12 protein-coding genes are annotated in these 12,660 nt (G+C 60.6%); 9 read left to right on the top strand and 3 right to left on the bottom strand.

Translation table 11 applies throughout. From position 1 onward, the window contains the following. Positions 1-274: 274 nt before the first annotated feature. The 4 genes from Q0Y02_RS06150 to Q0Y02_RS06135 all read left to right on the top strand — a co-directional run bounded on the left by Q0Y02_RS06150 (position 275) and on the right by Q0Y02_RS06135 (position 4,537). Entirely contained in the window at positions 275-1,567 is a 1,293-nt protein-coding gene (locus tag Q0Y02_RS06150; RefSeq protein ID WP_297765897.1) for an NAD(P)/FAD-dependent oxidoreductase, read from the top strand. Positions 1,568-1,859: 292 nt separating this feature from the next. Next, positions 1,860-2,768, top strand: a complete 909-nt coding sequence (locus Q0Y02_RS06145) for a YihY/virulence factor BrkB family protein (protein WP_297765895.1) — start codon at positions 1,860-1,862, stop codon at positions 2,766-2,768. 77 nt (positions 2,769-2,845) lie between these two features. After that, positions 2,846-3,250, top strand: coding sequence for a 3D domain-containing protein (locus tag Q0Y02_RS06140; RefSeq protein ID WP_297765892.1), 405 nt, complete (start codon positions 2,846-2,848; stop codon positions 3,248-3,250). A 96-nt stretch (positions 3,251-3,346) separates the two neighbouring features. Next, entirely contained in the window at positions 3,347-4,537 is a 1,191-nt protein-coding gene (locus tag Q0Y02_RS06135) for a lytic murein transglycosylase (RefSeq protein ID WP_297765888.1), read from the top strand. A 44-nt stretch (positions 4,538-4,581) separates the two neighbouring features. Here the strand turns inward: Q0Y02_RS06135 and Q0Y02_RS06130 are convergent, their stop codons facing one another. Beyond that, on the bottom strand, positions 4,582-5,493 hold the full coding sequence (locus Q0Y02_RS06130; RefSeq protein ID WP_297765885.1) for a LysR family transcriptional regulator: 912 nt from the start codon (positions 5,491-5,493) through the stop codon (positions 4,582-4,584). Positions 5,494-5,603: 110 nt separating this feature from the next. On the opposite strand from Q0Y02_RS06130, the gene Q0Y02_RS06125 reads away from it, so the two are divergent. The 4 genes from Q0Y02_RS06125 (at position 5,604) to Q0Y02_RS06110 (ending at position 9,978) form a co-directional block, all read left to right on the top strand. Then, complete coding sequence (locus tag Q0Y02_RS06125) at positions 5,604-6,359, top strand: SDR family oxidoreductase (RefSeq protein WP_272962599.1); 756 nt, start codon at positions 5,604-5,606, stop codon at positions 6,357-6,359. Positions 6,360-6,413: 54 nt separating this feature from the next. Next, the gene (locus Q0Y02_RS06120) at positions 6,414-6,671 is read left to right on the top strand and encodes a hypothetical protein (RefSeq protein WP_272962598.1); all 258 of its coding nucleotides are present in this window, start codon (positions 6,414-6,416) and stop codon (positions 6,669-6,671) included. A 66-nt stretch (positions 6,672-6,737) separates the two neighbouring features. Continuing rightward, positions 6,738-7,859: a PQQ-dependent sugar dehydrogenase gene (locus Q0Y02_RS06115; RefSeq protein WP_297765880.1), complete on the top strand. Its 1,122-nt coding sequence runs from the start codon at positions 6,738-6,740 to the stop codon at positions 7,857-7,859. Between the two features lie 151 nt (positions 7,860-8,010). Then, entirely contained in the window at positions 8,011-9,978 is a 1,968-nt protein-coding gene (locus Q0Y02_RS06110) for a CocE/NonD family hydrolase (protein ID WP_297765876.1), read from the top strand. Positions 9,979-10,016: 38 nt separating this feature from the next. Here Q0Y02_RS06110 and Q0Y02_RS06105 read toward each other — a convergent pair whose 3' ends face one another. Beyond that, the gene (locus Q0Y02_RS06105) at positions 10,017-10,367 is read right to left on the bottom strand and encodes a VOC family protein (RefSeq protein WP_297765874.1); all 351 of its coding nucleotides are present in this window, start codon (positions 10,365-10,367) and stop codon (positions 10,017-10,019) included. Between the two features lie 161 nt (positions 10,368-10,528). Here Q0Y02_RS06105 and Q0Y02_RS06100 point away from each other — a divergent pair, with 161 nt between their 5' ends. Beyond that, complete coding sequence (locus Q0Y02_RS06100) at positions 10,529-11,749, top strand: MFS transporter (RefSeq protein ID WP_297765871.1); 1,221 nt, start codon at positions 10,529-10,531, stop codon at positions 11,747-11,749. Here Q0Y02_RS06100 and Q0Y02_RS06095 read toward each other — a convergent pair. Next, positions 11,721-12,272, bottom strand: a complete 552-nt coding sequence (locus tag Q0Y02_RS06095; protein ID WP_297765868.1) for a porin family protein — start codon at positions 12,270-12,272, stop codon at positions 11,721-11,723. The two genes, Q0Y02_RS06100 and Q0Y02_RS06095, sit on opposite strands and share 29 nt — an antisense overlap. Positions 12,273-12,660: the final 388 nt, after the last annotated feature.

Raw genomic sequence — 12,660 nt, 5'->3', positions numbered from 1 at the left:
GGGCTTTTTCATTGCCGCCCGGCGGGCAGACCCGCCCGCCCGGGAAGGCAAAAAGGAAACACCTGGTCTGGACTTGTTTACCACACACGCTAGACTGCACCTCCGGAATGATGACAGCCGTCATCGCTCCCTGCCCCACAAGGGCTCTGCCTCATTGATGAGCCACTGAGTACGCCAGGCGTTATTCAGAGGCTCCTTTAACCCGGACCTGTTCACCGCCAAGGTGGATATGATTGACTGGCAACCCATGAGGGTTAGCCCGACAGGAGCCCCAATGAGCAAACCCAGAATTGTTGTTGTCGGCGGTGGTGCCGGCGGCTTGCCGCTGGTGACCCGCCTGGGTCGCAAGCTTGGCAAATACGGCCACGCAGACGTGACCCTGGTGGATTCCTCCAGCATCCATGTGTGGAAACCGCGCTTTCATGAAGTGGCCACCGGCGCCATCGACGCGGACCTGGATGCGGTGGACTACCGCGCTCACGCCCAGCTGAACCATTACCGCTTTGAGCCGGGCACCATGACCCAGGTAAACGTGGAGGACCAGACCCTGACGCTGGCGCCACTCCATGACAACCACGGCTCGGAAGTGCTACCGGAACGGCAACTGCCCTACGATTACCTGGTGCTGGCCACCGGCAGCCAGAGCAACGATTTCGGCACCCCCGGGGTTCGTGAAAACTGCCTGTTCATGGACAGCCGCGCCCAGGCGGAACGCTTTCGCGAGCGCTTCCTGAACGCCTGCCTGCACGCCAACTACGAAGGCAAGCCGGTCTCCGTGGCCATCGTCGGCGGCGGCGCCACCGGCGTGGAGCTGGCAGCGGAACTGCACCATGCGGTATCCATGCTCAACTTCTACGGCCACGAAAAGCTGGATCGCAAACACCTGCAGGTGGACGTGATCGAAGCCGCCCCGCGCATCCTCCCGGTACTCAGCGAACGGGTTTCCGCTACCGCCACCAAGCGGCTGGAGGATCTCGGCGTGAAGGTGCGCACCGGTGTCATGGTGGCCGAAGCCACCCCGCAAGCCCTGGTACCCAAGGAAGGCGATCCCATCAATGCCGACCTGCTGGTGTGGGCGGCCGGGGTGAAGTGCCCGGACTGGCTGGGTCAGATCGACGGCCTGACCACCAACCGCATCAACCAGGTGGAAGTGGAGCCGACCCTGCAGGCCAAGGGCCACAAAAACATCTTCATCATCGGCGATGCCGCTTTCCTGATCCCGGAAGGCGAAGAGCGGCCCATCCCGCCGCGGGCCCAGTCTGCCCAGCAGATGGCCCAGCACACCGCTCGTAGCCTGCAGCAGCTGATCATGCAACGTGAACCGCGGCCGTTCCAGTACAAGGACCATGGCTCGCTGGTATCGCTGTCCAACTACAGCTCGGTGGGCATGCTGATGGGCAACCTGAAGGGCGGCAACTTCTTCGTGGAAGGCTGGCTGGCACGGATGATGTACATCAGTCTGTATCGCATGCATCAGGCCGCCCTGTACGGCTGGCCGCGCACGATCATGCTGCTGATCGCCGGCCGCTTCAACAAGCTGGTGCGGCCGAGACTGAAACTGCATTAAGGCAACACGACGCACCACCTGTAGGAGCGGCGCTTGAGCCGCGAATTGCTTGCGATACGCTTTCCCAAGTATTTCGCGGCTCAAGCGCCGCTCCTACAGCTGCGTTGATCTCAGTTGCAAGTCGCAAGGCTCAAGCAAAACGGAACAGCCTTGCCCGCACCCTGCCTCCTTGCGCGGGGCACCCGGACCGCCCGTTTGGCAACGCCACATCCCCGCGCGTTGCAACTTTAAACTTTCAACTTGCAACTCCCCCCCGCTACACTGCCTGAACACTCGCTGATGACAGGCAACGATGAAAGATACCTTTCTCTACTGGTTCGGCATTCTCAAGAACACCATACGCCTGTGGCTGGAAGGTAATGCCGCCAGCTACGCCGGGTCGTTGGCGTTCTTTACGCTTTTCTCCATTGCCCCGGTCATCATCCTCGCCGTGAAGGTAATCTCACTGGTGATGAGCAGCGAAGCCGCCATGGCGGAAATTCTTGGCCAGCTGGAAGCGACGGTGGGGCCCGCCGCCACCGAAGAAATTCGCAATGCCATCATGAATACCCGCGCCCCCAGTCAAGGAATTCTGGCCGGACTGCTTAGCCTGGCGGTCATGATTATCGGCGCCACCACGGTCTTCGCCCAGATGCAGCGCTCCATGAATGCCATCTGGGAAGTGGTGCCACGTCCGTCACGCAATACCGTGGTCGCACTCATCAAAAGCCGCCTGTTGTCGCTGACCGTGGTGGTATCACTGGGCTTTGTGCTACTGGTCTCCCTGCTGCTGAACGTGGCAGTACAAACCCTGCTGGTCTACGCGGAAAACTGGATCCCCTTCCATGGTGGCATCGCCCTGGCACTGGAAGTGCTGGTCTCCATCATCGTCATCGCGCTCTTGTTCGGCATGATTTTTCGCCTGCTTCCCGACGTGGTGCTGAGCTGGAAAGACGTAGCCCCCGCCGCTCTGATCACCGCCATACTGTTTGCCATTGGCCGCGCCCTGATTGGCTTTTACCTGTCACACACGGCCACCGCTTCCACTTACGGGGCCGCCGGCTCGCTGGTGATTCTGCTCATGTGGGTGTACTACTCCTCCATGATCCTGCTACTCGGCGCCGCCTTCAGCCGCGCTCACAGTGAAGCCCGGGGGCGGGTTATCCGTGCCCGCTCCTCCGCGGTAAGGGTTCGCCGGGAAATTCACGAAACGCCTGGCTGAATCAGCAGCCCACCGGGTTCATGCCCCCTTCACGGTCAGATTGCCACGGTAAGGTGTCATTCAAAGAAGGGGATCTCATGACACTAAAAACACCGTTTTCCATAATCAGCCTCACCCTGGCGGCCCTGTTTTTGTCTGCCTGTAGCGACAGCGGCAACACCATCAGCCAGGAAGTCACCGCTACGGCATACACCCTGTCCGAAGCTGAAACCAAGAAAGGCAATGTGGGTCTTGCCGCCTGGGGCGACCAGCTGGAACCCGGCATGAAAGCCATCGCTGTGTCCCGCGACCTGATTCCCAAAGGGCTCACCCATCGCACGGAAGTGGAAGTGGAAGGCATGGGTACCTATGTGGTGCTCGACAAGATGAACAAACGCTGGACCGACAAAATCGACATCTTGATGGCGGATAGGGCCGAGGCTCGTGAGTGGGGCAAGCAAACCGTCACCATTCACTGGGAAGCGCCACAGGAAACCCCCTGAACGATCCGGCAATTTTGCAATTCTCCCGATGAAACCCTGGCGGGGCCGTCGTAAACTCCCTGTCATTGATGCCCCTGCCACGGTTTCGGAGTCCCCATGGCCACCCGCTTTTTATTGATTTCCCTGTTCCTGTTTTTCAGCCACCCGGCCCTCGCTCTGGACCAGGAAAGCTTTGCCATGTGCATCAGCAAACTGCGCCAGGCGGGGCTGGAAGCCGGCTTGCCTGCCCAGGTGATCAGCCAGCATCTGGATGATGCTAAACTGAATGAAAAGGTGGTGGAACTGGATCGCAGTCAGCCGGAGTTCACCAGCAGCTTTGCCGACTACTTCAACCGGCGCGTCAGCGAGCAACGGATTGAAAAAGGTCGCGAAAAATACCGCAGCCATCGTCAATTGCTCGACACCCTGACCCGGGAATATGGCATCCCCGGCCATTACCTGGTGGCCTTCTGGGGGCTGGAAACCAACTATGGCGGCTACCTGGGCAATATCCCTACCCTCGACGCCCTGGCCACGCTGACCTGCGAAGGCCGGCGCGGTGAGTATTTCCAGGGTGAACTGTTCAATGCCCTGCGTATTCTGCAGGCCGGCGATGTCAGCGCGTCACAGATGAAAGGCTCCTGGGCTGGCGCCATGGGGCAGACCCAGTTCATGCCCGCCGTGTTTCTCAAACACGCCCAGGATCACGACGGTGACGGTCGCCGCGACCTGTGGGGCAGCAGCGCCGACGCTCTGGCCTCCGGCGCGCACTTTCTGCAAGCCCTGGGCTGGGAACGGGAAGCTCGCTGGGGCCGGGAAGTCAGCCTGCCAACGGATTTCGACTACCAGCTCACCGGCTTCAGCAACAAACGCGCGCTCGCCGACTGGGCCGAACTGGGGCTGACATTGCCCAATGGCCAGCCCCTGCCATCCGCGGACATGGAGGCGGCCGTGATCGTGCCGTCTGGCCATGAAGGCCCCGCCTTTCTGGCCTATCACAACTTCCGGGTGATCATGGGCTGGAACCGCTCCGAATCCTACGCCATTACCGTGGGCCGCCTGGCCGACCGCATTGCCGGCGCCGGCCCCCTGTCCAAAACGCCACCACAGGCACCGCGCCTCAACCGGGATCAGGTGACCCGTCTGCAACAGATCCTCAATGAACAGGGCTTTGATGCCGGCGAAGAAGATGGCCTGATGGGCCCCGGCACCCGCAAGGCCATCGCCCGCTACCAGCAGGCCAACGACCTGGTCGCCGACGGTTTTCCGGGCAAAGACGTGCTTACTCGTATCGGCATTCTGCCGTAACCGGCAAGACAACAAACAGCAGAAATCCCAGGCGGCGCCGAGACTCACTGCGCCATGCCCAGCACCTTGTCTTCCAGCACAGGGATGACCCAGTCGATAAAGGCCTCCAGACGCCGGGTCATATGTTCGCGATGCGGATACAGCAGGGTGATGGGCATGGGGTGCGGCACGGTGTCAGGTAGCACGCTGACCAGCCGACCGGAATCCAGATGGTGGCGCACATCGTAGTGCGGCACCTGGATCATCCCCAGCCCCGCCAGGGCACAGGCGATCATCCCCTCCGCCGTATTCACAGTGACACGGGCGGGGAGCGCCAGGCTGTCCAGCTTGTCTCCCTGCCGGTATTCCCAGCTTTCCACCCTGCCCGTCATGGACGACGCAAACGCCACGATGCGATGGGATGACAGGTCCTTTAGCGTGTCAGGTCGACCATAACGGGTCAGATAGCCTGGGCTGGCACAATTACACAACGGCAAGCTTCCCAGCGACCGAGCGATCAGGTTGCTGTCTGCCAGCTCGCCCACCCGAATCACACAATCCACGCCTTCGCTCACCAGATCCACTGCCCGATCGGTGACACCCATCTGAATATCGATATCCGGGTAACGATCCAGGAAATCCGGCAACGCCGGTGCCAGCACACGCCGTCCCAGGCGCCCGGGCACATTGATGCGCAGCTTGCCTTGAGGGCGGCTATCGTTGACGGCAAACGCCCCTGCCAACTGTTCATAATCCTGCAACAGTGACTGGCTTTTCCGGTAGAGGAAGCGGCCCTCTTCGGTGACCTTGATAGCCCGGGTGGTGCGATTCAGCAGACGCGCGCCCATCTCGGACTCCAGTTCCTTGATCGCTGTGGACACCGTGGAACGGGGTATCTCCAGGCTTTCAGCGGCCCTGGTAAAGCTCAGGCAATCCACCACCCGGACGAAGATATGCATTCTTTCAAGACGATCCATGGCTTCTCATTGTTCGTTATTTTCGACAAGTGCTGTCAGCTTACACCGGTTTATGCCCATGCCAAGCCTGCCGACAATAGCTCCACCACAAACAACCTGGAGCAAGACTGATGACGGACTACGGATTCAAGGACAAGGTGGTACTGATTGCCGGCGGCGCCAAGAACCTGGGCGGCCTGTTGAGCCGGGAAGTCGGCCGCGAAGGCGCCAAAGTGGTGGTGCACTACAACAGCGATGCCAGCCGCGCCGATGCGCAAGACACGGTCAAGGCAGTGCAAGACCTGGGCGGCGAGGCCTACATGACTCAGGGCGACCTGACCCGGCCTGCCAATGTGGAAGCGCTTTTCCAGGAAGCCAAGGACAAATTCGGCGGCATCGATATCGCCATCAATACCGTGGGCAAGGTGTTGCGCAAACCGATCATGGAGACCAGTGAAGATGAATACGACTCCATGTTCGATATCAACGCCAAATCCGCCTACTTCTTCATCAAGGAAGCGGGCAAACACCTGAACGACAACGGCAAGATCGTCACCGTGCTCACCTCTCTGCTGGCTGCCTTTACCGATGGCTATTCCACCTATGCCGGCGGCAAATCACCGGTAGAGCACTTCACCCGTGCAGCCGCCAAGGAATTCGGAGGTCGCGGCATCTCGGTTTCCGCCGTGGCCCCCGGCCCCATGGACACGCCCTTCTTCTACGGCCAGGAAACCCCGGAACGGGTGGCCTTCCACAAGTCCCAGGCCATGAACGGGGACCTGACCAAAATCGAGGACATCTCCCCCATCATCAAATTCCTGGCCACCGAGGGTTGGTGGATCACCGGCCAGACAATCTTTGCCAACGGCGGTTACACTACCCGTTAGCGCCAACAGGCAGGCACGTACCGTGCCTGCCGCCCATCTCACTGGGAGCCGCACATGCATACGCTTATCGTCATTCTCGGTGGTCTTTTGCTGTTCGCCATACTGGCGCTAATCGGCCGCTCCATCCCCTGGCTGCGACACCATCTGCTCGCCGTCTTCACCCTGTTCTGGTTTATCGCCTCGGCCATCAACATGACCGTGGGCATTGTCCATGCCGGTTATTCCTTTATGGCCGAACTGCCTATTTTCTTTGTGGTATTTCTGGTTCCTGTTGCCCTGGCCTGGGCGGTGAATCGAAAACGCCAGCGTTAGTGACGATGGTTCACCCTTCACGCCGGGCATGGCATGCTCAAGCCAGTCCGAACAAGGGAGCTCCTCATGCGATCACTGATCACCGTCACACTCACGGCCCTGAGCCTGTGCGCCTGTGCCGACAACGCCGCCACCCTGGCGCCGCAAAGCAATGACACCGTTACCGCTACAACACTCACCGACGGCCTGCACCACCCCTGGTCCCTGACGTTTCTGCCCGGCAACGAATGGTTGATCACTGAACGGCGCGGCACCCTGCGCCGACTGGTGAATGGCAGCCTGCAGGAAGATCCGGTCAGCGGGGTACCAGAGGTGGTGGCCAGTGGCCAGGGCGGGCTATTCGATGTAATGCCACACCCGGATTTCGCCGACAACCAGCGCCTTTACCTGAGCTATGCCAAACCCTGTGGCGACAATGGCGGCACCACGGCGGTGGGCTACGGCACTTACCGGGATGGCGCCCTGAAAGACTTTCGCGATATCTACGTGGCGGAAAAAGCCTGCACCAACACCGCCAAACACTTCGGCGGCCGCATCCTCTTTGATAACGACGGCTACCTGTTTGTCACCGTGGGCGACCGGGGGGAGCGCGAGCGCGCCCAAGACACCACAGACCCGGCCGGCAGCGTGCTGCGTCTGCACGACGATGGCCGCATTCCCGATGACAATCCGCTGGCCGGTCAGTCTGGCAAAGCAGCGGCCATCTGGAGTTGGGGCCACCGCAACCCACAGGGGCTGGCCTTGCATCCCGACACCGGCAAACCCTGGCTCAATGAGCACGGCCCCCGCGGCGGGGACGAAATCAACGCTGTGGAAGCCGGCGTGAATTATGGCTGGCCGGAGATTACCTATGGCCGGGAGTATTATGGCCCCGGCATCGGTGACACCAAGCAGGAAGGCCTGGCCCAGCCGCTGCTCCACTGGACCCCGTCCATCGCTCCCTCCGGCATGGCCTTCGTGACCAGCGATCGCTACCCGGACTGGCAGGGCGATACCGTCCATGGCGCCCTGAAGCTGACCCATCTGAACAAGGTGGCCTTTGATGGCCGCAAACCGCTGTCGGAAGTCCGCCTGCTGGAAGAAAGGGGCGATCGCATCCGTGATGTTCGCCAGGGCCCGGATGGCTATCTTTACCTGCTCACCGACAGCAGCAATGGCGCCCTGCTGCGCGTCAAACCCTCTCTCTGATACACCGCCCCGGCGCCTGCCGGGGCCTTACAGTCCGACACAAAACCCGCCGGCTCATTCACTTTCTTGTACCAGTGTACCAACAGACCCGTCCCGGTTCCGCTTCTATCCTCATAGGCTAAAACATGTATAACAATTCGGGGATAGCACCATGCCTTCATCCTTTCTGCGGCCCGGGCCATGGCTCCTGGCCTCCCTGCTTTGCATCGCATTGCCCTTGACCGGTTGTGGCGGCGGAGGAGGCAGTGCGGCCACCGTCTCCAACAACAGCAACACCCCGGAAGCCAACGCCGGTAACGATACCAATGGCAGCAACGGGGACGGCAGCGGGTCGGCGGAAGATCCAGCGCCGCGGAACCTGAGCTGGGGTGAACCCTATCAACGCGACGAGCAGTACCCGAACACCGTCGACCTGCCCCAGCAGCTGATCACCATGCGCGACGGCATTCGCCTGGCCGCCACCGTGACCCTGCCAGCGGATGAAAACGGCAATGCCATCGACGGCCAGTTTCCGGTGATCGCCACCTTTACCGGCTATAACCAGGCGCTCGGCGCTATCGGTGCCGCCGACCCGGCGCTGGTGAAACGGGGCTACGCCTACATCATCGTCGATCTGCGCGGCACCGGTGCCTCGGAAGGCAGCTGGCAGGCGTTCAGCCAGATAGATCAGGATGACATCGGCGAACTGCTGAACCACATCAAGACCCAGCCCTGGAGCAACGGCAGCATCGGCATGAACGGCGCCTCCTATATGGGCATTACCGGCCTGCTCGCCGGCGCTCAGGAAGACCCGGCGGTGAAAGCCATTTTTGCCATTGTGCCCATGGGTGATGCCTACCGGGATATCGTCTTCAGCGGCGGCCAGATCAATGCGGGCTTTATTCCCCTGTGGGTCACCCTGGTCACCGGCCTCGGTCTCATCCCCACCCCGGCCGGGCTGGATAACAATGAACCGGGGTATTACCTCAACACCACACTGCAACACCTGCAGGGCGCCCTGACAGAATTCCAGGTGCCGGTAGTGGCTGGCGCCCTGATCGGCGATGAAAACAAATACGACACTGAATTCTGGCGTATCCGCTCACCGCTGGAGCAGATCGACAAGATCACCGCACCGACCTTTGTGGTGGGCGGGCTCAACGATATTTTTCAGCGCGGCGAGCCCTTGATTTACGAGGGCCTGAAAGATCACACCACCGCCAAGCTGCTGATTGGCCCCTGGGAACATCTGGACGGCTCTTCCGGCGCCGGACTGCCCGCCGACGGGGTGCCGGCGCTGTCGAATATTCGTCTCGCCTGGTTTGATCAGTACCTGAAAGGCATGGACAGCGGTGCCGGCGATTACCCGCCTGTCACCCAGTACTACACCGGCGAGGAGCGCTATGTGACCGCCGCCGACTGGCCGCACCCTGAGGCAAAAGCAGAAACCTTTTTCCTCCACGGCCAGCCCGGCGCCCCGCTGTTCGGCAGTATTTCACCGAGCGCCCCCGTCACCAACAAGCAGACCAGCCTGCTGCAGACCCCGGTGAATGGCCTGTGCTCCGCCAGTGCCAGCCAGTGGACCGCCGGCGTGCTCGGCCTGATCCTGCCGCCCTGCTCGGCCCAGGACAATGTGGTGAATTTGCTGGAGGCGGTGTACACCAGCGAGCCGCTGGAAGAAGACATGGTTATCAACGGGCCGATCACCGGGCAGATCTGGGCCTCCACCACCGCCCTGGATACCAACGTCACCGTCAGAGTGAGCGTGGTGGGTGAAAACGGCATTGCCCGGCCGCTGACCCACGGCATTCAGATGGCGTCCATGAGTGCCTTCGATGCCAGCAAATCGCGCTTTATGAACGGCAAACTGGTTCAACCCTGGCACCCGTTCACCGAAGCGTCGCAAAAGACCATCACGCCCCTGCAACCGTTCCGGGCCGATGTGGAAGTGTTCCCCACCAGCGCCCGGATCAAGGCCGGGGAAAAACTGCGTATCAGCGTGGGCACCAGCGACCTGCCCCACGGCCTGAGCCCGATCCCGGATCTGCTCACCAGCCTGCTGGGCGCCATGACCGTCTACAGCACCCCGGCCATGCCGTCACGGGTGAATATTCCGTTGGTGCCGGCCAGCGCACTCTAACCCGGTGGCCCTGCCTTAGCGGGCAGGGCCAGCACCCGTCACTGGTGCTGGAGAATATTCAGCAGCCGACCAAAGGGATCGCGCACGTAGAACCGTCGAACGCCCCAGGGCTCACTCACCGGGCCATATTCCACGGCCACGCCGGCCTGATGGATTCGTTCCAGCGCCGCCTCCAGGTCGTCCACCTCGATGGACAGGTCCGGTACCGCGGTACCCGAACCGCCTTCTGAACCCACACTCACCTGGACCCGCATGGTTTCCGCCGACCCATAGGTGCGAAACCAGCCGTGATCCATGATCCGTTCCAGCCCCAGAATGCCGCCATAAAAGGCCTCCGCCTTTTCCGGATCCGGGGTGGCCAGGTTGGCCATGATGCGTTTCACCTTCATGCTTTCTCCTGGTCTGCTTTCAGGGCGCCTTCGAACATGCCCGCCCTCTCATCAGCCACCCTAGGGCATTTTTCTCCGTGCTAGAATGAACTCTCTTCAATTCCGGTAATCCCATTCCCCCTCACCCCTAACGCAACTCGCAGCCCTGCGCAGGAGCCCCTATGTCCACCGACTCTGCTCGTCTGCTTCGCCTTTCCCTGGCCCTCGCTCTGGGCGGCTTCGGTATCGGCAGCGGCGAGTTTGTCATCATGGGCCTGATGCAACGGGTGGCCACCGACCTGCAGGTGCCGGTGCCAGATGTGGGCTACGCCATCAGCAGCTATGCACTGGGCGTGGTGGTGGGCGCGCCGCTGATTTCTTCCCTGGCAGCCCGGGTGCCACGCCGGGGTCTGCTGATTACCCTGATGCTGGTCTTTGCCGTGGGCAACATGGCCAGCGCCCTGGCCACGGACTTCTGGACCTTTGTTGGCCTGCGCTTTCTGGCCGGGCTGCCCCATGGTGCCTACTTCGGCGTAGCCGCTCTGGTGGCGGCATCGGCAGTGCCCTACCACATGCGTGCCCGGGCAGTGGCCCGGGTGATGAGCGGGCTGACCATTGCCATCGTGGTGGGCGCACCGCTGGCCACCTGGGCCGGCAACCTGTTCGGCTGGGAGGTGGCCTTTATCGGCGTCGGCGTCATTGCCCTGTGCACCGCCCTGCTGATACGCCTGTGGGTGCCCGCCCAATCCCCGGACCCGAACGCCAGCCCACGCCGCGAACTGTCTGCCCTGGTGAAACAGCGGGTGCTGTTCACCCTGGGCGTGGCCAGTATCGGTTTCGGCGGCATGTTTGCGGTATTCAGTTATGTGATGCCCACCCTCACCGAACAGGCCGGCATGGCGGAGCGCTGGGGGCCATTGGTGCTGATGGTGTTCGGCATTGGCACCATTATTGGCAACTTTGCCGGTGCCCGCGCTGCCGACGGCAATCTGCTGCGGGCCATTCCGTTGATTCTGATCTGGTGTGCGTTGATCCAGGCGGGCTTCTATTTTGCGGCGAACTGGACGGTGGCAGGCATCCTTTTCGTGGGGTTGGTGGGCACCAGCATGGCGCTGGGGCCAGCCCTGCAGACCCGCCTGATGGACGTGGCCGAGGACGCCCAGACCATGGCCGCCTCCATGAACCATGCCGCCTTCAACCTGGCCAATGCATTGGGCGCCTGGCTGGCAGGCATCACCGTCAAACAGGGACTGGCCTGGTCCAGCACCGGCCTGGTAGGCGCGGCACTGGCTATTGGCGGATTACTGATCTTTCTGTCCGGGCGGGCATTGGAGAAACGCAACAGAATGCCCGCAGGCACTTACCCGAAAAAAATCAGTACCGACGATGGAAACCCAGATTAAAGGCTGTCAGATCAAAGCCGTCGTCATCATCAAGCATCACCCACTCCCCATGGATGGAGACATCCGGCGACAAATTAAGGGCTACGCCCCCGCCATAGGAAGGATCACTGGCTGTCACCGTTTCTGAATCAGAAATACTACGGAAGAAGTTTACTTCCGTTTTTCGCTTTGCCGTTGCCGAGGAATGACCAACAAGAAGATAAGGACGAACAGGCAGCGAGTCATCCAGACCTACCTTGAGATAGGCTGCCAACAAAGTCACCGGCTGGATGGTATATTCCACATCATTGACTGTTTTTTCATCCTCACTCAGACGAAACCCCAGACGCCCCTCAATCGCCACGTACGGATTAAAGCGATGCCCCAGGTTGAACTGAACGGCGGTAGGCTCGAAATCCCCTAAATCACTTTCCTGGGTCAGTTTGCTGTACTGAAACCCGAAATAGTTTTTCTTCTCCAAATCGGATTCAGCAAACGACGTTACCGAACTCGCTAACAACATAGCGCCTAAAACTACCCTCATGAAATCACCCCGCTTACGAATAGCGCTTTAGCGTATTTATTTGACCACCATTCGGCAAGAATTTCCCAAATGGCCGACCACAAAAAAAAGGCCGCACAACAGTGCGGCCCAACGACCTGTTTCTGCTACTGCAGCGACAGGTTATCGGCATTCATAACACGGGTTTTCCCGGTCAGGAATCAGCGATCAGGTAGTAGAAAACGTTATCAGCACATCGGCATGATGCTGGTGCGGGGGATAAATCATGGCGGGCTCTCCCAAGTCCATTTGGCAATATTTTCGGAGCAGTATTATTGTTTCCCGACAGAGTATCTCTTTCATTTTTCCTGCCGTTTTTTGTTTTAGCACTACGCTCGGTGACGTGTTCAATAGAATGCGCTGCTCGGAA

It is taken from the genome of uncultured Alcanivorax sp. (assembly GCF_947258575.1).
Classification (GTDB): domain Bacteria; phylum Pseudomonadota; class Gammaproteobacteria; order Pseudomonadales; family Alcanivoracaceae; genus Alcanivorax.
The sequence above is the reverse complement of the archived record's forward strand: the minus strand, read 5'-3'. Positions and strand labels throughout refer to the sequence as shown.

What these genes read in the sequence shown, in the direction of transcription:
- Q0Y02_RS06135 (WP_297765888.1), top strand. Translation starts at nt 3,347, where the DNA reads ATGGCCACCCGCTTTTTATTGATTTCCCTGTTCCTGTTTTTCAGCCAC.
- Q0Y02_RS06150 (WP_297765897.1), top strand. Translation starts at nt 275, where the DNA reads ATGAGCAAACCCAGAATTGTTGTTGTCGGCGGTGGTGCCGGCGGCTTG.
- Q0Y02_RS06110 (WP_297765876.1), top strand. Translation starts at nt 8,011, where the DNA reads ATGCCTTCATCCTTTCTGCGGCCCGGGCCATGGCTCCTGGCCTCCCTG.
- Q0Y02_RS06120 (WP_272962598.1), top strand. Translation starts at nt 6,414, where the DNA reads ATGCATACGCTTATCGTCATTCTCGGTGGTCTTTTGCTGTTCGCCATA.
- Q0Y02_RS06100 (WP_297765871.1), top strand. Translation starts at nt 10,529, where the DNA reads ATGTCCACCGACTCTGCTCGTCTGCTTCGCCTTTCCCTGGCCCTCGCT.
- Q0Y02_RS06145 (WP_297765895.1), top strand. Translation starts at nt 1,860, where the DNA reads ATGAAAGATACCTTTCTCTACTGGTTCGGCATTCTCAAGAACACCATA.
- Q0Y02_RS06130 (WP_297765885.1), bottom strand. Translation starts at nt 5,493, where the DNA reads ATGGATCGTCTTGAAAGAATGCATATCTTCGTCCGGGTGGTGGATTGC.
- Q0Y02_RS06140 (WP_297765892.1), top strand. Translation starts at nt 2,846, where the DNA reads ATGACACTAAAAACACCGTTTTCCATAATCAGCCTCACCCTGGCGGCC.
- Q0Y02_RS06105 (WP_297765874.1), bottom strand. Translation starts at nt 10,367, where the DNA reads ATGAAGGTGAAACGCATCATGGCCAACCTGGCCACCCCGGATCCGGAA.
- Q0Y02_RS06095 (WP_297765868.1), bottom strand. Translation starts at nt 12,272, where the DNA reads ATGAGGGTAGTTTTAGGCGCTATGTTGTTAGCGAGTTCGGTAACGTCG.
- Q0Y02_RS06115 (WP_297765880.1), top strand. Translation starts at nt 6,738, where the DNA reads ATGCGATCACTGATCACCGTCACACTCACGGCCCTGAGCCTGTGCGCC.
- Q0Y02_RS06125 (WP_272962599.1), top strand. Translation starts at nt 5,604, where the DNA reads ATGACGGACTACGGATTCAAGGACAAGGTGGTACTGATTGCCGGCGGC.